Below are 18,875 nucleotides of genomic sequence, written 5' to 3' on the forward strand. Positions count from 1 at the left end.
TTTTCAAGCGGCCTACCGGGCCAGCGGAGGTTCCCCCATGCGCACATCCACAGCCGTCACCCGTCTCTTTTACTGGATCAGCGGCCTGCTGCTGGCCGTCAGCCTCACGGGCTGCGGCTACAACGACTTTCAGCGGCTGGACGAGCAAAGCAAGTCGGCTTGGTCTGAGGTGTTGAACCAATACCAGCGGCGGGCTGACCTGATCCCCAACATCGTCGCCACCGTGAAAGGCGAGGCCAGTTTTGAGCAGGACACGCTGACCAAGGTGATTGAGGCACGCTCCAAAGCCACCTCGATCCAAATGACACCCGAGATGGTCAACGATCCGGCCGCCATGCAGAAATTTCAGGCGGCACAAGGGGAAGTGAGCAGCGCGCTCAGCCGGCTGATGGTGGTGGTCGAGCAGTACCCCAACCTCAAGGCCAACCAGGGCTTCAGCGATCTGCGCGTTCAGCTGGAAGGCACCGAAAACCGCATCACCGTGGCACGCAACCGCTATATCCAGACCATTCAGGAATACAACGTGCTCACCCGCAGCTTCCCGACCAACCTGACCGCCATGGTGTTCAGCTACGCGCCCAAAGCCAACTTCCAGGTTGAAAACGAAGCCGCCATTTCGACCCCACCCACCGTGGACTTCAACAAGCCATGAAAGCCGCCTGGGCAGCCAAGCCATGCCTGGGCCGATCGGCCCTGCCAGGATTGGCTCGACGGCTGTCAATCCGTTCGCTCATTCTGGGCTTGCTGGCGTTGCTGCTGTCTTTTGGCACCCTGGCCCAAGGGCTGCAGCCCTTACCCGAGCTCAGCGCCCGCGTGATGGATCAGACTGGCACCCTGGATGCTGCCAGCCTGGCGTCGCTTGAAGCCAAGCTCGCGGCCTTTGAAGCGGAAAGAGGCTCACAGGTGGTGGTGTTGATGGTGGCGACGACCACACCGGAAGACATCGCCGACTACACCCAGCGCCTCGGTGATGCTTGGAAGATCGGGCGCAAGGACGTGGGCGACGGCGTGCTGTTTGTGATCGCCAGGGACGACCGGCGTTTGCGCATTGCCACAGCCAAGACGCTCGAGGGCGCCATCCCCGACCTTATGGCGCGCCGAATCCTGGACCAGGCCGTCACGCCCGCGTTTCGCGCAGGCGATTACGCAGGCGGCATCCACGCGGGCGTAGATCAGATTCTGGCCCGCATCCGGGGCGAAGCACTGCCGCTGCCAGAGGCCACAACCTCTGGGGGCGGCGGTGATTTTGAATGGATGGATCTGCTTATTTTTCTGGTCTTTGCCGTACCCATCATTTCGTCGGTGCTTCGAAGCATTTTCGGCAACAAATTGGGTGTGCTGCTGACCGGCGTGGGCGCGGGCGGTTTGGCCTGGGCCATCACGTCCGTGTTCTGGATCGCTGTTGGCGCCGGTATGCTGGGCATGCTGGCAGGGCTTTTCATGCAGTTCGTCCCGCACCTTCCAGCAACCGGTCGCAGTGGCCGCGGAGGTTCTTGGGGTGGAAGCAACGGGGGTGGATTTCGTGGAGGCGGCGGCTTTGGGGGTGGGGGCGGCTTTGGTTCGGGTGGCGGGGGCAACTTTGGCGGCGGCGGCGCATCGGGCGGCTGGTAACGGCACAACACGGCATGAACAAATTTGTCCGCATTCTTCAACACCAGTGGCTGGACCGCTCTGACACACTGCGCGCAGTCCCGGACGACCTGGCTGAAAGACTCGCGCGCCGCGTAGCAGCCAGTGAGACACGACACACCGGTGAGGTGCGTCTTTGCGTAGAGGCTGCCCTGCCTTTCTCAGACCTTTGGAATGTCTCTGACCAGCGACCTCTGCGCAACGTGGTCAGGGAACGCGCACTCGGCTGGTTTGGAAAGCTGCGTGTGTGGGACACCGAGCAAAACAACGGTGTGCTCATTTACCTGCTACTGGCGGAACACGCGATCGAATTCGTGGCCGACCGGACTTTGGCACGCCGTGTCAGCCCGGCCCAGTGGCAAGCCATCGTTGACCGACTGGGTCACAGCTTGCAGGGTGGTGACTTTGAAACAGGTTTGACGCAGGCACTGGAAGAGGTGTCGGCCTTGCTGGTGGAACACTTTCCTTCTGCAGCGGAGACACCCATCCTCAATGAACTGCCTGATTGCGTGGTTCGCTGCTAGTGCAAGAGGGTCAAGTCACGCTGCGCTCTTGGGTCTTTTTTTGTGACTGCTGATGGCAGCCTGCAGTTCCTCTTGAAGTGCCTTGTTCATTTGTGCAAAGGTGTTGAGCTTTTTTGTCATATCCCGCATCCGGTCTGCCATGCGTTTGGAAATGGCCATCAACAATCTAGCGGCCAATTCGGGCTCGTCTCTTAACAACGCCATCAGCTCAGTACGCGTCAGCACCGCTGCCACCACATCGGTGCTCGCTGTGCAGGTGGCAGATCGTGGCGCGCCGTCGAGCAAACCCATTTCACCGATCAAATGGCCCGCTCCAATGACGTTGAGCACCATGCCTTCATCCAGGTTGGGAATCTCGGTTTCCACGGCGATATCGCCATCGAGTACCAACAGCATGTAGTCGTTTTGCTCAACCTCTCCCTCACGTATGAAAACAGTGCCAGCAGAGATCCAGCGTGGTCGCATATAGGCCACCACCCTGACCGCGTCAGGCAGCGTCAGTTCGTTCAGCGCGGACGAAGTGACCAACAATTGCGCTGCAACCTCTTCGGAGGACAGTTCTGGATTTTCCGAAATAGACGACATACGTTCCTCCTGCGGCCAGCATACCCGAGCGCTTGAGCGCTGTTAGCAAACAGCCAATTCAGGCATAAAAAAACCGGCCACAGGGCCGGTATCTTCTAGCTGAGCAGCAGTGGGCTGCTCACTTCTTCTGGCGGTACTTGCGCAAGGCAGCAATCTGTGCAGCCATGACCGCAAGCTCAGACGTGGCTTTCGCCAAGTCAATATCGCTCTTGGCGTTCTTCACCGCTTCTTCAGCCTGCTTGCGTGCATCAGAAGCTTTGGCCTCGTCCAAGTCCTTGCCACGGATAGCGGTGTCAGACAGCACGGTGATGTGGTGGGGCTGCACTTCAAGAATGCCGCCCGCCACAAACACAAATTCTTCACCGCCATCGGCCTTTTCGATGCGTACAGCACCGGGCTTGATCCGGGTGATCAGCGGAATGTGGCCAGGCAAGATGCCCAGCTCACCAGCTTCGCCCGGCAACGCCACGAACTTGGCATCGCCAGAAAAGATGGACTCTTCAGCGCTGACTACATCGACGCGAATGGTGCTCATATGTACTCCTGTAAAAAGTCGGGTTCAAGCGAATCTAGGGAAGTCCGGCTGGTCATGGGGCGAGAAACTTGGGTTTGAACCCTTTCACCCTCCGAGCCAACCGGATGTCCGATCAGACCGCTTTAGGCGACTTTTTTGGCCTTCTCAAACGCTTCGTCGATCGAGCCAACCATGTAGAACGACTGCTCCGGCAGGTGATCGCACTCACCAGCGGTGATCATCTTGAAACCGCGGATGGTTTCAGACAGCGGCACGTACTTGCCCGGGGAACCGGTAAACACCTCGGCCACGTGGAACGGCTGCGACAGGAAACGCTGGATTTTCCGGGCACGGGCCACGGCCAGCTTGTCTTCAGGTGCCAGTTCGTCCATACCCAGAATGGCGATGATGTCGCGCAGTTCTTTGTAGCGCTGCAGGGTATTCTGCACGGCGCGGGCAGTTTCGTAGTGCTCCTGACCGACAACCAGCGGGTCCAGCTGGCGGCTGGTGGAGTCCAGTGGATCCACAGCGGGGTAGATACCCAGCGATGCAATGTCACGCGACAGCACCACAGTGGAATCCAGGTGGGCGAAGGTGGTAGCAGGAGACGGATCGGTCAAGTCATCGGCTGGCACGTAAACGGCCTGAATGGAAGTGATCGAACCGACTTTGGTGGACGTAATACGCTCCTGCAGGCGGCCCATTTCTTCGGCCAGCGTGGGCTGATAGCCCACGGCGGAAGGCATACGGCCCAGCAGTGCGGACACTTCGGTACCGGCCAGCGTGTAGCGGTAAATATTGTCCACGAAGAACAGCACGTCACGGCCTTCGTCGCGAAATGACTCTGCAATGGTCAAACCGGTCAGCGCAACGCGCAGGCGGTTTCCTGGAGGCTCGTTCATCTGGCCGTACACCATAGCCACTTTGGACTCACCCAGGTTCTCCAGGTTCACCACGCCAGAATCGGCCATCTCGTGATAGAAGTCGTTGCCCTCACGGGTACGCTCACCCACACCAGCGAACACGGACAGACCGCTGTGGGCCTTGGCGATGTTGTTGATGAGTTCCATCATGTTCACGGTCTTGCCCACACCGGCGCCACCGAACAGACCCACCTTGCCGCCTTTGGCGAACGGGCAGATCAGGTCAATCACTTTGATGCCGGTTTCCAGCAGTTCCTGCGAAGGCGACAGATCGTCATAAGCCGGGGCCTTGCGGTGAATGGGTGCCGTCAGCGTCTGGTCCACCGGACCACGCTCGTCGATCGGTGCGCCCAGCACGTCCATGATGCGGCCCAACGTGGCCTTGCCCACGGGCACGGTGATGTTCGCGTGGGTGTTGGTCACCAGCATGCCGCGGCGCAGACCGTCAGACGAACCCAACGCAATCGTGCGCACCACGCCGTCGCCCAGCTGTTGCTGGACTTCCAGCGTCAGGGCGGAGCCTTCCATTTTCAGAGCGTCGTAAACGCGCGGCATCTCGTTGCGCGGAAACTCCACGTCCACGACGGCGCCGATGCACTGAACAATCTTGCCTTGTACTTGAGACATGATGGATACCTTTTAATTTCTCTGAATTCTGTTGAACGTCAAACCGCTGCAGCACCGGCCACGATTTCCGAAAGTTCTTTCGTGATCGCAGCTTGACGGGTCTTGTTGTAGACCAGCTTGAGTTCGCCGATGACGCTACCCGCGTTGTCGGTAGCCGCCTTCATGGCGACCATGCGAGCGGACTGCTCCGAGGCCATGTTTTCTGCAACCGCTTGGTACACCTGTGCTTCAACGTAGCGCAGCAGCAGCTCGTCGATCACGGCAGGTGCATCGGGCTCGTACACATAGTCCCAGTCGCGGCCACCCGCGTTGTCCTGCAACTCACCGGCGTTCAGGGGCAACAGCTGCTCAATGACCGACTCCTGCTTCATCGTGTTGATGAACTTGGTGTAGCAGAGGTAGACCGCATTAACGCGGCCTTCGGTGTACGCGTCGAGCAACACCTTGACGGGGCCAATCAGCTTGTCCAGGTGGGGCGTGTCGCCCAGGCCTGTCACGCTGGACACGACCTTCGCGTTGATGCGGTTGAGAAAGCCCAGCCCTTTGTTGCCAATGGCCACGGCCTCCGCGCCCACGCCTTGCGCCTGCAAGTCCTTGAGCTGGTTGGTCACGGCACGCAACACGTTGGTGTTGAGACCGCCACACAAACCCTTGTCGGTGGTCACAACGACAAAACCAGCGGTCTTGGCGTTGTTGGTCTGCATGAACGCGTGCGCATACTCCGGATTGGCCCGGCTCAGGTTGCCAGTGATCTGGCGCACTTTCTCGGCGTAAGGCCGGGCCGCACGCATGCGTTCCTGCGCCTTGCGCATTTTGGAGGCGGCGACCATCTCCATGGCTTTGGTGATCTTCTTGGTGTTTTCCACCGATTTGATCTTGCCGCGTATTTCCTTGCCTGCTGCCATTGCTGCTCCTTTATCGGGTCAATGGGCCGGATCAGTACGTGCCGGTTTTCTTGAACTCGGCAATGGCGGCCGCCATCTGGGCTTCAGCGTCCTTGTCCATGGCCTTGTCGGCTTCCAGCTTGGTCAGCAGGGCCACGTGCTTGTCCTTCAAGAACGCGTGCAGGCCGTTTTCGAAGGCCAAGATTTTCTTGACTTCGATGTCGTCCATGAAACCCTTGTTCACGGCAAACAGCGTGGACGCCATCAGACCGATCGACTGCGGGCTGTACTGAGCTTGCTTCAGCAACTCGGTCACGCGGGCACCGCGGTCGAGCTGCTTGCGGGTGGCTTCGTCCAGATCGGAGGCGAACTGCGCAAACGCAGCCAGTTCACGGTACTGTGCCAAGTCGGTACGAATACCACCGGACAGGTTCTTGATCAGCTTGGTCTGGGCAGCACCACCGACGCGCGACACCGAGATACCGGCGTTGATGGCGGGGCGGATACCGGCGTTGAACAGGCTGGTTTCCAGGAAGATCTGGCCGTCGGTGATCGAGATCACGTTGGTTGGCACGAACGCAGACACGTCACCGGCTTGCGTTTCAATGATAGGCAGCGCGGTCAGCGAACCGGTCTTGCCTTTGACTTCACCCTTGGTGAAGGCTTCGACGTAGTCGGCGTTCACGCGAGCAGCGCGTTCCAGCAAACGGCTGTGGAGATAGAACACGTCGCCAGGATAGGCTTCGCGGCCTGGTGGGCGGCGCAGCAACAACGACACCTGACGGTAGGCCACGGCCTGCTTGGACAGATCGTCGTACACGATCAGGGCGTCCTGACCACGGTCGCGGAAGTACTCGCCCATCGTGCAGCCAGAGTAGGCCGACAGGTACTGCATAGCAGCAGATTCAGAGGCCGAAGCAGCAACGACAATGGTGTAGTCCATCGCGCCGGCTTGCTCCAGGGCACGCACCACGTTCTTGATCGACGACGCCTTTTGGCCAATCGCGACGTAAACGCAGGTCATGTTTTGACCCTTTTGGTTGATGATGGCGTCGATAGCCACAGCCGTTTTACCGGTCTGGCGGTCGCCAATGATCAGCTCGCGCTGACCACGGCCCACGGGCACCATCGAGTCGATCGACTTCAAGCCGGTCTGCACCGGCTGGTCCACCGATTTACGGGCGATCACACCGGGCGCAACCTTTTCGATCACGTCGGTCATTTTGGCGTTGATCGGGCCTTTGCCGTCGATCGGAGCGCCCAAGGCATTGACCACGCGGCCAATCAGCTCGGGACCGACCGGCACTTCCAGAATGCGGCCCGTGCACTTCACGGTTTCGCCTTCGGAGATGTGCTCGTATTCACCCAGAATCACGCAGCCGACGGAGTCGCGCTCGAGGTTCAGCGCCAGACCAAAGGACGGCACGCCGTCTTTGTTGGCCGGGAATTCCAGCATTTCGCCCTGCATCACATCGGACAGGCCGTGGACGCGGACGATACCGTCGGTCACCGACACCACGGTGCCCTGGTTGCGCACATCGGTCGATGCGGCCAGTCCCTCAATGCGGGACTTGATCAGTTCAGAGATTTCGGCGGGATTGAGTTGCATGACTCTTTCCTTCTTTCGTTAAATGTGATGCAGGCGCGCCCGGGGATCGAGCCGTCAGGCCGTCAGGGCAATTTTCATTTGTTCCAGGCGGGCTTTGATCGAGGTGTCAAACACCTCGTCACCCACCACAACGCGAATGCCACCGATCAACTCGGGCTGCAGTTCAACCTGGAGGTTGAGCTTGCGACCGAAGCGTTTTTCGAGCACACCCGACAGATCGGCCAGCGCAGCGCTGTCCAGATCGAAAGCGCTGTAAACCACGGCGTCAAACGTACCCTGCTGCGCGTTTTTCAAGACGCGGAACTGGGCAGCGATTTCGGGCAATGCAGCGAGACGACCGTTGTCGATCACCGTGCGCAAGAAGTTGCCACCCATCTCGGGCAGCTTGCTTTTCAGCACGCCAGCGATGAGGTCAAACACCTGGGCAGGCGACGATTTGGGGCTGTCCGCAAACTGGCGCAGCTGATCGTTTGAAGCCACGGCGGCCAGCTCGTCGAGCCAGACCGCGGTCGTGGCTGCGTCGGCTGTGGCAGCCTGGAACAGCGCTTCCGCGTAAGGGCGGGCAATGGTGGCAATTTCGGCCATGGTTTACCTTTGGATGCCTCTAGACGATACCGACTGGGTTGCGGCGAATCAGAGCTCGGTCTTCAGGCGACCCAGCAACTCGGCGTGAACGCCGGCGTTGACTTCGCGCTTGAGGATTTGCTCGGCGCCCTTGACAGCCAGCGCAGCCACTTCTTCTCGCAGAGCTTCGCGGGCCTTGACGACCTGCTGCTCGGCTTCTTGACGGGCTGCGGCGACGATCTTCGAGGCCTCGTCGGTGGCCCGACCTTTGGCTTCTTCAATCAAGGTTTGCGCACGGCGCTCAGCATCGGCCAGGCGGGTAGCAGACTCGTTGCGCGATTTGCTCAACTCTTCTTCCACCCGCTTGTTGGCGCCAGCCAGTTCGGTCTTGGCTTTTTCGGAAGCCGCCAGACCTTCGGAAATCTTCAACGCACGCTCATCGAGCGCTTTGGCAATCGGGGGCCACACGAATTTCATCGTGAAGAGCACCAGGATCGCAAAGACGATGGCCTGCGCAAAGAGGGTTGCATTGATATTCATCGCAACGCCTTTCTGTGTGTTAACAAGAGTGGTGACGCACTTGCCGCCGCGAAGCGCCAGGTATTGCAACGGAGGTCAGAACCTCGCATCACACACCCACGGCGCCGCGCTGGGCAGCAAACCCAATTACAGCGTGAAGGGGTTGGCGAAAGCGAACAACAGAGCGATAGCCACGCCGATCAGGAAAGCGGCATCAATCAGACCAGCCAAGATGAACATCTTGGTCTGCAGGTCGTTCATCAACTCAGGCTGACGGGCCGAGGCTTCCAGAAATTTGCCGCCCATCAGCGCAATGCCGATGGATGCGCCAATGGCGCCCAGACCAACGATAAGACCGCAAGCCAGTGCGACAAGACCCAGAACGTTTTCCATGATGACTCCTATGAGATGAACGAAAGTTGAGAAAGAAACAAACGAGAGAGAAAACCAGAGCGCGACCGTTCAGTGCGCTTCAGTGAGCGTCATGCGCTTGCCCGAGATAAATCAGGGCCAGCATCATGAAAATGAACGCTTGCAAGGTAATGACCAAGATATGGAACAAAGTCCAAACCGTGCCAGCGATCACGTGTCCGACGAAGAAGAGTCCACCGCCGAGCGACAAGGCACCGTAGGCACCAAGCAACGCGATCAGCATGAACACCAGCTCACCAGCGAACATGTTGCCAAACAACCGCATGCCGTGGGAAACCGTTTTGGCCACGAACTCGATCATTTGCATCAGGAAGTTGACAATGCCCAAAAGCAGTGCCCAAACAGGATTTTTGCTGGTGCCGAAAGGTGCGCTGACCAACTCATGCGCCCAACCGCCCAAACCTTTGATCTTGATGTTGTAGTAGAGGCACAGCAGCAACACCGAAACAGAGAGACCCAGCGTGGTCGAAAGGTCAGCCGTGGGCACAACACGCATGTAGTCTTTGAATCCCATCGCAGGTCCGGCGGTGTGCCAGATGGTTGGGATCAAATCGACCGGAATCATGTCCATGAAGTTCATCATGAAGATCCAGACGAACACGGTCAACGCCATGGGCGCTATCAATTTGCGGCTGTTGGCGTTGTGGATCACCGACTTGGCTTGACTGTCCACCATTTCGACCAGCAGCTCGACCGCCGCCTGGAAGCGACCCGGCACGCCGGCAGTGGCCGACCGCGCTGCTTTCCACAACACGAAGCACACGAGCATCCCGAGCAACGAACTCACGACCACGGAGTCGATGTTGATCACCGAGAAGTCCACAATGGACTCCTGCTTGGAATTGGTCAGGTGAACCAAATGGTGGCGAATGTATTCGCCGGGGGTTAGAACGTTACCGTCAGCTGCCATTTTTATTTCACCGATCTGTCGGAAATTTAACCGTTTTTATTCGTACGGCGGGACTGAATCCAGAAGCCCAACCAGTACACCTTCAGCACCACCACCAAGCCGGCCAAGAGGCCAAACCAATTCAAATCCGGGACCGCCGAAGGTGCCAGCCACAACATGGCCACCACCAACAGCACTTTGACACCCTCCCAAAACAGGAGGCCGGCAAACGCCGCCTGCGCAAAGCCCGAGGTGAGTCGGGACAATGCGCTTGATGTCAATCCGTAGGCCATCAGGGCCGACGGAATCACAACCGAAGCTGCACCATACAAAACCGACCAACCCACCGACGCCGATTGCGTCAGCAACCATCCCAGCAAACCGACACCATGCCCAGCCAGCAACTGCGCACCAACCAAGCGCCAGACAGACAGAACCGGCTGACTGGCTCGCCACTGCTGCGCTTCTTCGCGCGTCAAGGGCTTGAATTCAGGCTCTTGCGCCCCATCTTCCCATTCGTCTTGCTGTGTCGCCTTCGACTCAACCGGTGGCATTGTCGTCATGGCAAATTACAAGCAGGTTACAAACGCGAGAGGTCCCGCAAAGCCGCTCATTATACGTAGAAACCCCATGAGGTCGTCAAGCCCCTTGGGCACGATTCTTGTGCGCGCGGGTGCCAGCCGATAATTCACCCCATGAACTCAATGGCCCAGGGCGATGCGCCCATCCTTCCCAACTCTCTCTGTTACCTGAACGGCGACTTCAGCCCCGTGTGCGACGCCAAGGTGAGCGTGCTCGACCGCGGCTTCATTTTTGGCGACGGCGTGTACGAGGTGCTGCCTGCCTACAACGGACACATTTTCCGGCTTGACGAGCACCTGGCCCGCCTAGACCGTTCGCTGGCCGAACTGCGCATACCCAACCCGCTCTCGAATGAAGCTTGGCTCCAGATTGCCCAGCGGCTGATCAACGATCTGGCGAACACCACGGGCGCACCCAACCAGTTGATTTACATCCAGGTGACCCGAGGCGTCGCCCCGCGAGACCATGTGATGCTGCCGGGCTTGAAGCCCACGGTGTTTGTGATGTGTGGCGAGATGAAGCTGGCCAGCGCTGCGCAGCGCACGCAGGGCGTGGCGTGCGTGACCGCGTCCGACTTCCGGTGGGAGAAGGCCCACATCAAAAGCACCAGCCTACTGGGCGCGGTATTTGCCCGGCAGATCAGCGCGGACGCTGGCGCGCTGGAGACGGTGATGTTTCGGGGTGATTTTTTGAGCGAGGCGGCTGCCAGCAATGTGTGGGTGGTCAAAAACGGTGTGGTCATGGGGCCACCCAAAGACAACCTGGTGCTCGAAGGCATTCGTTTCAACCTGATTGAGGACATTTGCCGCGAACAAGGCATTCCCTTCGAGTTGCGCCGCATCACCCGCGCGGAGGTGCTGGACGCAGACGAACTCATGCTGTCATCGGCCACCAAAGAGGTGCTGCCTGTGACCCTGCTGGACGGTGCGCCGGTAGGCCACGGCGCTTCGCGTGGACTGCCAGGCCCTGTTTACCAGCGCCTGTACGCGGGTTACCAGACGGCGAAAGCCAACCCGTCCATCTGAGGAGCACCGCATGGACACACCACCGGATATCCCACCAGAGCAATCGCTGATTATTTACCCATGCCACTTCCCCATCAAGGTCATGGGTGCCAATGCCGAGGGCTTCTTGCCGGCCATAACGAACGTGGCGCGAGCGTTTGACCCCAGTTTTGACGAGGCCACGGTGGAGCAGCGCCCAAGCAAGGCGGGCAACTACATGGGCCTTACCTTGTCGGTGCATGTCACAAGCCGCGAACAGCTCGATGAGCTGTACCGCACGCTGACCACGCACCCCATGGTCAAGATCGTGCTCTGAATGGATCTGCAGTTTCTCGGCCGGGTGGACTACGCCCCCACCTACGAGGCCATGCAGGCCTTCACGGCGGCCCGTACCACCGACACGCCCGACGCACTCTGGGTGTGCGAACACCCGCCGGTATTTACCCAAGGCCTGGCCGGCCGTGAAGACCACCTGCTGGCACCCGGCGACATTCCGGTGGTGAAAACCAACCGCGGCGGCCAGGTGACTTACCACGGGCCAGGCCAGGTGGTCGTTTACCCGTTGATCGACCTGCAGCGAGCCGGCTATTTCGTCAAGGAGTACGTTTACCGCATTGAAGAGGCCGTCATCCGCACGCTGGCGCATTTCGGTGTGACCGGCCATCGGGTGGCCCACGCGCCAGGCATCTACGTGCGGCTGGAAGACCCGACCAGCCACGCTCTGCTGCCCCAGCGGCCGCAAAAGAAGCTGCCTGGTGAGTCGACAGAACCCGATTTCACCGGCTTGGGCAAAATTGCCGCGCTGGGCATCAAGGTCAGCCGCCACTGCACGTACCACGGTGTGGCGCTGAACGTGGCCATGGACCTTCAACCCTTCTGGCGCATCAACCCCTGTGGTTATGCTGGCCTGCAGACAGTGGACCTTTCTACAATCGGGGTTGCCGTTTCATGGGATGAAGCGGCCCAGGTTTTGGGCAAGAAGCTCCAGACCACCCTCACGCCCTGACACAACCGCGCGTATCGCGCCCACGCCATGACCAGCCCCGACACCCCCACGGCCGCCACATCCAGCACGTCCAACACCGTGCGCGAAGCGCAGTCTGCCGCCCAATACGACGCCACCGCCAAGCAGAAAAGCCAGGCCAAGACCGCGCGTATCCCGATCAAGATCGTGCAGGCCGAGGTGCTCAAAAAGCCCGAATGGATTCGCGTCAAGGCAGGGTCACCCACGACGCGCTTTTACGAAATCAAGGACGTGCTGCGCGCCAACAAACTGGTGACCGTTTGCGAAGAGGCCAGCTGCCCCAACATTGGCGAATGTTTCGGCAAGGGCACGGCCACCTTCATGATCATGGGAGACAAATGCACGCGGCGCTGCCCGTTTTGCGACGTGGGCCACGGCCGCCCGGACCCGCTTGACGTGAACGAGCCCGACAACCTGGCCAAGACCATTGCGCAGCTCAAGCTGAAATACGTGGTGATCACCAGCGTGGACCGCGACGACCTGCGCGACGGCGGCGCCGGCCACTTTGTAGCCTGTATTGAAAAGACCCGCGCACTGTCCCCGCACACACAAATTGAAGTGCTGGTGCCCGACTTTCGCGGCCGGGACGACCGCGCGCTGGAGATTTTGAAAGCCGCGCCACCCGACGTGATGAACCACAACATGGAAACCGTGCCGCGCCTGTACAAAGAAGCGCGGCCGGGTTCGGACTACGCGTTCAGCCTGAACCTGCTGAAGAAATTCAAGGCGCTGTTCCCCCATGTGCCCACCAAGAGCGGCCTGATGGTCGGCCTGGGCGAAACGGACGAAGAGATCCTGGATGTGATGCGCGACATGCGCGCGCACGACATCAACATGCTCACCATTGGCCAGTACCTGGCGCCCAGCGGCCACCACCTGCCGGTGCGCCGCTATGTGCACCCGGACACGTTCAAGATGTTCGAAGCCGAGGCCTACAAAATGGGCTTCACCCACGCCGCCGTGGGCGCCATGGTGCGCAGCAGCTACCACGCTGACCAGCAGGCCCACAACGCACTGAACCCAACGCCGGCCGCCTGAGGCCAAGGGCTTTTTCAGCCCTTGTTGGGGTGCATCTTGTCCCAGGCCGTGATGGCTTCGGCGGCGTACATCAGCGCCGGACCACCCCCCATGTACACGCAGACGGCCAGCATTTCCTCCAACTCGGCGCGGGTACATTCCAGGCGGTGCAACGCCTTCACATGAAAGCCAATACAGCCTGAGCAGCGCTGCGTGACGCCAATGGCCAGCGCAATCAGCTCCTTTTGTTTGGCACTGAGCACGCCGTCGGTGATGGCAGCCTTGGCGAGCGCACCAAACCCGGCCATGGCCTCGGGCTGCGCCTTGCGAAACGGCGCCAGGCTGTCGTTGATGTCTTGAATCAGACCACTGTGATCGAAGGTGCTCATGTCATGTCCTATGCAATTTAAAAATACCCATTGGAGTATCTGAGATGGTGGTGCTTTTCGGCTTTGTTCTGGATCAACCCGCGGTGCAAAACAACGGAGCCCGCCCATGAGCGCCAACCTGCTGGCGCTGGGCGCCATTGCGCTGTGGGCCTCGCTGGCTGCGCTTGGGGTTTCGCTGTCGCATGTACCGCCTTTTTTGCTGACTGGACTGGCCTTGCTGGTGGGCAGCGTGATTGCCCTGCCGCTGTCGCGGTTTGACTTTCGCCAGTGGCGCGTGCCGCTATCCACGCTGGCCATTGGGGTGTATGGCCTGTTTGGCTTTCACTTTTTGCTGTTCATTGCGCTTCGCCACGCGCCACCGGTGCAAGCCAATCTGGTGAACTACCTCTGGCCGCTGGGCATTGTGGTGATGGCGCCGCTGTTTCTGCCGGGCATGTCGCTCACGTTGCGGCACGTGCTGGCCGCCCTGCTGGGTTTTGCCGGCGCAGCGCTGGCCATCCTGGGTGGGCGCGGTGGCAGCGCCGACGCGGTGTGGGCCTGGGGCTACATTCCGGCACTGGGCTCGGCATTCATCTGGGCCAGCTACTCGTTGCTCACAAAGCGGGTGCGCAGCTTTCCCACCGCCGCCATTGGCAGCTTTGCGCTGGTCTCGGGGCTGCTGTCTTTGCTGTGCCATGCCTGGCTGGAGCCCGCCACCGCGCTGTCGGCACGCGACTGGGGGCTGATTGCGCTGATGGGCCTGGGCCCGCTGGGCGGTGCATTTTTTCTGTGGGACGCGGCACTCAAGCGCGGCGACGCACGGCAGATCGGGGTGCTGAGCTTTCTGACGCCGCTGCTGTCCACGCTCACGCTGCTGTGGGTGCGCGGTGAAACCCCCAGCCTGTCGGTGGCGCTGGCGGCTGTGATGATCATCGGTGCTGCGGTGCTGGCCACGCGCACGCGCTGAGCTTCAGGCGGTGCGGCCGCCCTCGTAGAGTTCTAGCGGCAAACCATCCGGGTCGGCGAAAAAGACGAAGCGCTGACCGGTGTATTCATCCACGCGAATGGCTTCGACAGCCACCCCCTTGGCTTCCAGATCGCGCTTGCACTCGGCAACGTCTTGCACCGCAAACGCCAGATGGCGCAGGCCTTGCGCTTCGGGGTAAGACGGGCGCGGTGGCGCGCCCGGAAATGAAAACAGTTCGATCTGCGAACCGTCGGGCAGTGCCAGATCCAGTTTCCAGCTCTGGCGCTGCGCGCGGTGGTGCTCGGCAAGCACCGTCAGCCCCAGCAGCGCGGTATAAAAATGCTTGGACCGCGCATAGTCCGAGGCGATGATGGCCGCGTGGTGGATACCCAGGAGCATGGGGTTCGGGACGTCAATCGGCCATCAACGCAGCCGGGTCTTCGGCCACCAGCACGCTCTGCGCCCAGGTGGCGAGCTTGGCCGTGTCGCAACGCAATATTTGCTGCTTCACCGCCAAAATTTGCGACGGATGCATGGAAAAACTGCGCAAGCCCAAACCGAGCAACAGGCGCGTCATCGCCACATCGCCCGCCATTTCACCGCACACGCTCACGCCCTTGCCTTGGGCCCGCGCCTGCGCGATGGTGCCGGCCAACAGCTGCAGCACGGCCGGGTGCACCGGGTCATACAGGTGCGACACAGCCTCATCGGCGCGGTCAATGGCCAGCGTGTACTGGATCAGGTCGTTGGTGCCGATGGACAGAAAGTCGAAGTGCCGCAGAAACAGCGGAATGGTGAGCGCTGCGGCCGGCACCTCAATCATGGCGCCCAGGCGCACCGCGCCATACACCTGGCCACGCGCGTCCAGCTGCTCGCGGGCGCGCTGCACCAGCGCCAGCGTCTGGCGAATTTCGCTGGCGTGGGCCAGCATGGGCACGAGCAGATTGACCGCCCCGTGTGCGGCGGCGCGCAAAATGGCACGCAACTGCGCCAAGAACATGGCCGGATCGGCCAGGCTCCAGCGGATCGCACGCAAACCCAGCGCCGGGTTCAGGTAGTCGTCCACCGCGCGCGAGGCGCCACGGTCCAGCGGTTTGTCGGCACCCACGTCCACTGTACGAATGGTGACGGGCAAACCCTGCATCCCCTCAACCGCACGCCGATAGGCCTGGTACTGCTCCTCTTCATCGGGCAGTTTGCCGTTGCGCCCCATGAACAAAAATTCGGTCCTGAACAGGCCCACACCCACCGCCCCGGCCTTGAGCGCAGCCACCGCGTCTTCGGGTTGCTCAATGTTGGCCAGCAACTCGATCTTCTGGCCGTCCAGCGTCACAGCCGGGGTGTTTTTGAGGCGCGACAAGCGCTCGCGTTCTACCTCGCCCTGGCGCTGCTTGAAGCCATATTCAGCCAGCAGCACCGGCGATGGATCGATCACCACAACGCCCGCATCGCCATCGATGATGACCCAGTCGTCCTGCGCAATCAGGTGGCTGGCCGAGCGCGCGCCGACCACCGCCGGAATGTCCATGCTGCGTGCCACGATGGCGGTGTGGCTGGTTTTGCCACCGACGTCGGTGACAAAACCGGCAAACACGCTTTGCTTGAACTGCAGCATGTCGGCAGGCGACAGGTCGTGGGCAATCAGCACCAGGGGCACGTCGTTGCTGCTGTCGTGCGTGCCGGGCTGGGCGCCGGTGACCACGGGCGACACCATGCCCCGCATGACCCGCAACATGCGCTCGACCACCTGTTCCAGGTCGGCCTTGCGCTCGCGCAGGTAGGGGTCTTCCATTTCATCGAACTGGCGCGCGATCACCTCCAGCTGGCTGGTGAGCGCCCATTCGGCGTTGTAATGGCGCTCCACGATCCAGTGTTTGACGCCGCTGGTGAGTTGCTCGTCCTGCAGCAGCATGAGGTGCACGTCCAGCAGGGCAGAAAGCTCGGGGTGTGCGTCGTTGGAGCCCAGCGCACCCAGGCTGTGCTGCACGCGCTCGATTTCTTCTGCCACCGCGTTGCGGGCGCTGCGCAGCCGTTCAATTTCGGCCGGCACCTGCTCGGTGGTGACGAAATAGTGCGCCACGTCCATGCGGCTGGACGCCACGATGACCGCCCGCCCGATGGCGATGCCACGAGAAACCGCCTGACCGTGAACAGAAAAGCTCATGCGGACTCCTAGCCGGCAGACACAAGGTCAGAGGCCTGCGAAGCGGCGCAGCGCCTAAGCACAACCGCAGCAGCCACCATCATTCGCCCTCGCCGAATTTGTCGTTGATGAGGGCCACGAGCGCATCCATGGCCTGCTGCTCGTCGGCGCCGCTGGTTTCCAGCTCGACCTGGCTGCCCAGGCCCGCAGCCAGCATCATCACGCCCATGATGCTCTTGGCGTTGATGCGGCGCTCGCCGCGTGACATCCAGACCTCGCAGCTGTGGCTGCCTGCGAGCTTGGTGAGTTTGGCCGAGGCACGGGCGTGCAGCCCGAGCTTATTGCTGATGGTCACGGTGGTCTTGATCATGGGTGGCTCGTCTGGCCTGATTTTGGGGAGCGGTCACAGCCACCTGAATCACACCCTGCGTGGCGCCGATCATGGCGCGCGAGATCAGCGCGTCCAGCGACTCATGGCGGTACGACACGGTGCGCAGCAGCATCGGGAGGTTCACGCCAGTGATCAGCTTGGAGCGCACGCCGTCCACCAGCTTTTGCGCCACATTGCAGGGGGTAGCGCCGAACACGTCGGTCACCACCAGGGTGTTGGGTTGGCCCAATTGGCGCATCAAGGCGCGCGCCTGGGCCAGCGATTCTTCGGGCGGCATATTGGGTTGAACGTCCAGCGCAGCCACTGCCTCGGCGCTGTCTGGAAACACGTGCAACACGCATTCGCGCAAAGCCGAAGCCAGCGGCGCGTGGGCAATGATGAGGATGCCGTTCATGGCACCAGTTTAGCCTTGTTGCAAACCCGCGTTGCGGGCCTGCGAACGGACGTAAGGGCGGAGAAAGCCCAGGTAGGCCAGCACACAACACAGCAGAAAAACGCCCATCGCAGCGCGGTAGCGGTCGGGTTCGCTCCAGCCCAGTGCGCTGAACGCGTCAATCACGAGGCCAATGCCCCATTGCACCGCAAACACCCCGGAGAAGATGGCCAGGTTGTAAGCCGACAACGCACGGCCTGCGGCCTCGGCAGGCAAAGCCAGCGCCACCGCCGGCTGCGACAACGCCACAAAGGTGCTGCTGACGCAAAACAAGGCCCACAACGGCCAGCCCGCGCCGGCGCCCAGCAACACGATGGCCGCCAGCACACCCAGACTCAGCGGCAAACCCCAGGCAATCAGACGCTCGGCGCTCAGCCCTCGCTGCACCAGCCGGGGGTTCACAATGCCCCAGAGCCAGAACGCGCCCAGCATGGACAGGTTGATGCCAAACAGCCCGGCCGCCGACTGCTGCGGTGTGTAGCCCGCCACCTTCACCATCCACGGGCCAGCCCAGAGCGTTTGCACCGCCACCATGCCACCGTAGTTGACAAAACCAATCGGCAGCATCTGGCGAAAATACGGGTGCCGCCAGATCAGACCATAGCCCGGCGGCGTGGCGCTGGCTTCGTGCGGGAGCGGCCGCGCCACCGCTTGGCGCCAGGGTGGTACGGCCGCCGCAATGCCCGCCATGGACAGCACGATCAGCGCCGCCAGCGCCCAAAACAAACCCCGCCAACCCATCAAGGGCATGAGCCACTGCACGGGCAGCGTGGCGGCCACCATTCCCAGCGAGCCAGTCATGAGCATCCAGGAGTTGGCACGCATTTGCGCCGCCGGCGCCAGCCAGCGGCGGTAACCGGTGAGGGGCGCCATGAGGCAAGCGCTCACGCCCATGCCCGTGAGCACCCGCGCTGCCAGCAACCCCGAGAAACTGGTGGCCAGGGCAAAGGCCACACAACCCAGCACCGCCAGGCTCAGGAACGCAAGGATCACGCGGCGCGGGCCATGGCGGTCCAGCCAGTTGCCCAACGGCAACTGGGTGAGTGCAAAACCAAAAAAGTAACCGCCGGCCAACAAACCCAGGTCGCTGGCGTTCAGAGCCAGTTCCACACTCAAGGTGGGTGAAATCGTGGCGGTGATGGCGCGCACCAGCGCGGAGAAAAAATACGCCAGGGCGAACGACAGGAAAACGACCACCGCTGCGCGCAGGCCCAGCTGGTCCACCGAAGGGCTTGGGCTGGGCGCGG

General features: G+C 61.1%; 24 protein-coding genes. 8 read left to right on the top strand and 16 right to left on the bottom strand.

Going from position 1 to position 18,875, the window contains the following annotated elements; translation table 11 throughout:
- Nucleotides 1–37: 37 nt before the first annotated feature.
- The 3 genes from AC4QBL_RS16020 to AC4QBL_RS16030 are packed head-to-tail and all read left to right on the top strand — an operon-like array spanning nt 38 to nt 2,153.
- Entirely contained in the window at nt 38–652 is a 615-nt protein-coding gene (locus AC4QBL_RS16020; protein ID WP_472900150.1) for a LemA family protein, read from the top strand.
- Entirely contained in the window at nt 649–1,611 is a 963-nt protein-coding gene (locus AC4QBL_RS16025; protein WP_472900149.1) for a TPM domain-containing protein, read from the top strand. The genes AC4QBL_RS16020 and AC4QBL_RS16025 overlap by 4 nt, the downstream gene beginning before the upstream one ends.
- Nucleotides 1,612–1,625: 14 nt before the next feature.
- Nucleotides 1,626–2,153 (top strand): TPM domain-containing protein, encoded by a 528-nt coding sequence (locus AC4QBL_RS16030; RefSeq protein WP_472900148.1) that lies wholly within the window; start codon nt 1,626–1,628, stop codon nt 2,151–2,153.
- 15 nt (nt 2,154–2,168) lie between these two features.
- Here the strand turns inward: AC4QBL_RS16030 and AC4QBL_RS16035 are convergent, their stop codons facing one another.
- The 10 genes from AC4QBL_RS16035 to AC4QBL_RS16080 form a co-directional block, all read right to left on the bottom strand.
- A complete protein-coding gene (locus AC4QBL_RS16035) occupies nt 2,169–2,738 on the bottom strand; it encodes a Crp/Fnr family transcriptional regulator (RefSeq protein ID WP_472900147.1) in 570 nt (189 codons plus the stop codon).
- Nucleotides 2,739–2,856: 118 nt separating this feature from the next.
- Nucleotides 2,857–3,273 carry a F0F1 ATP synthase subunit epsilon gene (locus AC4QBL_RS16040; RefSeq protein WP_304829076.1) on the bottom strand — a complete coding sequence of 139 codons (417 nt, stop codon included), beginning with the start codon at nt 3,271–3,273 and terminating at the stop codon, nt 2,857–2,859.
- Nucleotides 3,274–3,395: 122 nt separating this feature from the next.
- Nucleotides 3,396–4,802: a F0F1 ATP synthase subunit beta gene (gene atpD / locus AC4QBL_RS16045; RefSeq protein WP_439112167.1), complete on the bottom strand. Its 1,407-nt coding sequence runs from the start codon at nt 4,800–4,802 to the stop codon at nt 3,396–3,398.
- A 38-nt stretch (nt 4,803–4,840) separates the two neighbouring features.
- Nucleotides 4,841–5,707 (bottom strand): F0F1 ATP synthase subunit gamma, encoded by an 867-nt coding sequence (gene atpG, locus AC4QBL_RS16050; RefSeq protein WP_472900146.1) that lies wholly within the window; start codon nt 5,705–5,707, stop codon nt 4,841–4,843.
- Nucleotides 5,708–5,738: 31 nt separating this feature from the next.
- Complete coding sequence (gene atpA, locus AC4QBL_RS16055; protein WP_472900145.1) at nt 5,739–7,295, bottom strand: F0F1 ATP synthase subunit alpha; 1,557 nt, start codon at nt 7,293–7,295, stop codon at nt 5,739–5,741.
- A 54-nt stretch (nt 7,296–7,349) separates the two neighbouring features.
- Nucleotides 7,350–7,880 (bottom strand): F0F1 ATP synthase subunit delta, encoded by a 531-nt coding sequence (locus AC4QBL_RS16060; RefSeq protein WP_472900144.1) that lies wholly within the window; start codon nt 7,878–7,880, stop codon nt 7,350–7,352.
- 48 nt (nt 7,881–7,928) lie between these two features.
- Nucleotides 7,929–8,399, bottom strand: a complete 471-nt coding sequence (locus AC4QBL_RS16065; protein ID WP_439112171.1) for a F0F1 ATP synthase subunit B — start codon at nt 8,397–8,399, stop codon at nt 7,929–7,931.
- A gap of 126 nt (nt 8,400–8,525) precedes the next feature.
- A complete protein-coding gene (gene atpE / locus AC4QBL_RS16070) occupies nt 8,526–8,771 on the bottom strand; it encodes a F0F1 ATP synthase subunit C (protein WP_291088794.1) in 246 nt (81 codons plus the stop codon).
- Nucleotides 8,772–8,850: 79 nt separating this feature from the next.
- Nucleotides 8,851–9,720 carry a F0F1 ATP synthase subunit A gene (gene atpB / locus AC4QBL_RS16075; RefSeq protein WP_472908139.1) on the bottom strand — a complete coding sequence of 290 codons (870 nt, stop codon included), beginning with the start codon at nt 9,718–9,720 and terminating at the stop codon, nt 8,851–8,853.
- A gap of 26 nt (nt 9,721–9,746) precedes the next feature.
- Nucleotides 9,747–10,178 carry an ATP synthase subunit I gene (locus AC4QBL_RS16080; protein WP_472908140.1) on the bottom strand — a complete coding sequence of 144 codons (432 nt, stop codon included), beginning with the start codon at nt 10,176–10,178 and terminating at the stop codon, nt 9,747–9,749.
- A gap of 216 nt (nt 10,179–10,394) precedes the next feature.
- Between AC4QBL_RS16080 and AC4QBL_RS16085 the strand changes: the two genes are divergently transcribed.
- The 4 genes from AC4QBL_RS16085 to lipA are packed head-to-tail and all read left to right on the top strand — an operon-like array spanning nt 10,395 to nt 13,347.
- A complete protein-coding gene (locus AC4QBL_RS16085; RefSeq protein WP_472908141.1) occupies nt 10,395–11,306 on the top strand; it encodes a D-amino acid aminotransferase in 912 nt (303 codons plus the stop codon).
- 10 nt (nt 11,307–11,316) lie between these two features.
- Nucleotides 11,317–11,601 carry an HP0495 family protein gene (locus AC4QBL_RS16090; RefSeq protein WP_472908142.1) on the top strand — a complete coding sequence of 95 codons (285 nt, stop codon included), beginning with the start codon at nt 11,317–11,319 and terminating at the stop codon, nt 11,599–11,601.
- On the top strand, nt 11,602–12,291 hold the full coding sequence (gene lipB, locus AC4QBL_RS16095) for a lipoyl(octanoyl) transferase LipB (RefSeq protein WP_472900139.1): 690 nt from the start codon (nt 11,602–11,604) through the stop codon (nt 12,289–12,291). It abuts the gene before it with no gap.
- Nucleotides 12,292–12,318: 27 nt separating this feature from the next.
- Nucleotides 12,319–13,347 carry a lipoyl synthase gene (lipA, locus tag AC4QBL_RS16100; protein WP_472900138.1) on the top strand — a complete coding sequence of 343 codons (1,029 nt, stop codon included), beginning with the start codon at nt 12,319–12,321 and terminating at the stop codon, nt 13,345–13,347.
- A 14-nt stretch (nt 13,348–13,361) separates the two neighbouring features.
- Here the strand turns inward: lipA and AC4QBL_RS16105 are convergent, their stop codons facing one another.
- Entirely contained in the window at nt 13,362–13,715 is a 354-nt protein-coding gene (locus AC4QBL_RS16105; RefSeq protein ID WP_472900137.1) for a carboxymuconolactone decarboxylase family protein, read from the bottom strand.
- 106 nt (nt 13,716–13,821) lie between these two features.
- Here AC4QBL_RS16105 and AC4QBL_RS16110 point away from each other — a divergent pair, with 106 nt between their 5' ends.
- A complete protein-coding gene (locus AC4QBL_RS16110) occupies nt 13,822–14,661 on the top strand; it encodes a DMT family transporter (RefSeq protein ID WP_472900136.1) in 840 nt (279 codons plus the stop codon).
- Between the two features lie 3 nt (nt 14,662–14,664).
- Here the strand turns inward: AC4QBL_RS16110 and gloA2 are convergent, their stop codons facing one another.
- From gloA2 to AC4QBL_RS16135, 5 genes are all read right to left on the bottom strand, one after another.
- Nucleotides 14,665–15,060 carry an SMU1112c/YaeR family gloxylase I-like metalloprotein gene (gloA2, locus tag AC4QBL_RS16115; RefSeq protein WP_472900135.1) on the bottom strand — a complete coding sequence of 132 codons (396 nt, stop codon included), beginning with the start codon at nt 15,058–15,060 and terminating at the stop codon, nt 14,665–14,667.
- A 13-nt stretch (nt 15,061–15,073) separates the two neighbouring features.
- Nucleotides 15,074–16,825: a phosphoenolpyruvate--protein phosphotransferase gene (gene ptsP / locus AC4QBL_RS16120; protein WP_472900134.1), complete on the bottom strand. Its 1,752-nt coding sequence runs from the start codon at nt 16,823–16,825 to the stop codon at nt 15,074–15,076.
- Nucleotides 16,826–16,904: 79 nt separating this feature from the next.
- Nucleotides 16,905–17,174: an HPr family phosphocarrier protein gene (locus AC4QBL_RS16125; RefSeq protein ID WP_472900133.1), complete on the bottom strand. Its 270-nt coding sequence runs from the start codon at nt 17,172–17,174 to the stop codon at nt 16,905–16,907.
- Nucleotides 17,143–17,589: a PTS sugar transporter subunit IIA gene (locus AC4QBL_RS16130; RefSeq protein ID WP_472900132.1), complete on the bottom strand. Its 447-nt coding sequence runs from the start codon at nt 17,587–17,589 to the stop codon at nt 17,143–17,145. The genes AC4QBL_RS16125 and AC4QBL_RS16130 overlap by 32 nt, the downstream gene beginning before the upstream one ends.
- Nucleotides 17,590–17,598: 9 nt before the next feature.
- Entirely contained in the window at nt 17,599–18,852 is a 1,254-nt protein-coding gene (locus tag AC4QBL_RS16135; RefSeq protein WP_472900218.1) for an MFS transporter, read from the bottom strand.
- Nucleotides 18,853–18,875: the final 23 nt, after the last annotated feature.

This window comes from Hydrogenophaga sp. L99, from assembly GCF_058731905.1.

Bases quoted from the DNA above. Each gene is read 5' to 3' on its own strand.
- atpB (WP_472908139.1), bottom strand. From the start codon at position 9,720: ATGGCAGCTGACGGTAACGTTCTAACCCCCGGCGAATACATTCGCCAC.
- atpE (WP_291088794.1), bottom strand. From the start codon at position 8,771: ATGGAAAACGTTCTGGGTCTTGTCGCACTGGCTTGCGGTCTTATCGTT.
- AC4QBL_RS16085 (WP_472908141.1), top strand. From the start codon at position 10,395: ATGAACTCAATGGCCCAGGGCGATGCGCCCATCCTTCCCAACTCTCTC.
- lipA (WP_472900138.1), top strand. From the start codon at position 12,319: ATGACCAGCCCCGACACCCCCACGGCCGCCACATCCAGCACGTCCAAC.
- AC4QBL_RS16035 (WP_472900147.1), bottom strand. From the start codon at position 2,738: ATGTCGTCTATTTCGGAAAATCCAGAACTGTCCTCCGAAGAGGTTGCA.
- AC4QBL_RS16020 (WP_472900150.1), top strand. From the start codon at position 38: ATGCGCACATCCACAGCCGTCACCCGTCTCTTTTACTGGATCAGCGGC.
- AC4QBL_RS16125 (WP_472900133.1), bottom strand. From the start codon at position 17,174: ATGATCAAGACCACCGTGACCATCAGCAATAAGCTCGGGCTGCACGCC.
- atpD (WP_439112167.1), bottom strand. From the start codon at position 4,802: ATGTCTCAAGTACAAGGCAAGATTGTTCAGTGCATCGGCGCCGTCGTG.
- AC4QBL_RS16040 (WP_304829076.1), bottom strand. From the start codon at position 3,273: ATGAGCACCATTCGCGTCGATGTAGTCAGCGCTGAAGAGTCCATCTTT.
- AC4QBL_RS16090 (WP_472908142.1), top strand. From the start codon at position 11,317: ATGGACACACCACCGGATATCCCACCAGAGCAATCGCTGATTATTTAC.
- AC4QBL_RS16065 (WP_439112171.1), bottom strand. From the start codon at position 8,399: ATGAATATCAATGCAACCCTCTTTGCGCAGGCCATCGTCTTTGCGATC.
- AC4QBL_RS16030 (WP_472900148.1), top strand. From the start codon at position 1,626: ATGAACAAATTTGTCCGCATTCTTCAACACCAGTGGCTGGACCGCTCT.
- AC4QBL_RS16060 (WP_472900144.1), bottom strand. From the start codon at position 7,880: ATGGCCGAAATTGCCACCATTGCCCGCCCTTACGCGGAAGCGCTGTTC.
- AC4QBL_RS16025 (WP_472900149.1), top strand. From the start codon at position 649: ATGAAAGCCGCCTGGGCAGCCAAGCCATGCCTGGGCCGATCGGCCCTG.
- lipB (WP_472900139.1), top strand. From the start codon at position 11,602: ATGGATCTGCAGTTTCTCGGCCGGGTGGACTACGCCCCCACCTACGAG.
- AC4QBL_RS16105 (WP_472900137.1), bottom strand. From the start codon at position 13,715: ATGAGCACCTTCGATCACAGTGGTCTGATTCAAGACATCAACGACAGC.
- ptsP (WP_472900134.1), bottom strand. From the start codon at position 16,825: ATGAGCTTTTCTGTTCACGGTCAGGCGGTTTCTCGTGGCATCGCCATC.
- AC4QBL_RS16130 (WP_472900132.1), bottom strand. From the start codon at position 17,589: ATGAACGGCATCCTCATCATTGCCCACGCGCCGCTGGCTTCGGCTTTG.
- atpA (WP_472900145.1), bottom strand. From the start codon at position 7,295: ATGCAACTCAATCCCGCCGAAATCTCTGAACTGATCAAGTCCCGCATT.
- gloA2 (WP_472900135.1), bottom strand. From the start codon at position 15,060: ATGCTCCTGGGTATCCACCACGCGGCCATCATCGCCTCGGACTATGCG.
- AC4QBL_RS16110 (WP_472900136.1), top strand. From the start codon at position 13,822: ATGAGCGCCAACCTGCTGGCGCTGGGCGCCATTGCGCTGTGGGCCTCG.
- atpG (WP_472900146.1), bottom strand. From the start codon at position 5,707: ATGGCAGCAGGCAAGGAAATACGCGGCAAGATCAAATCGGTGGAAAAC.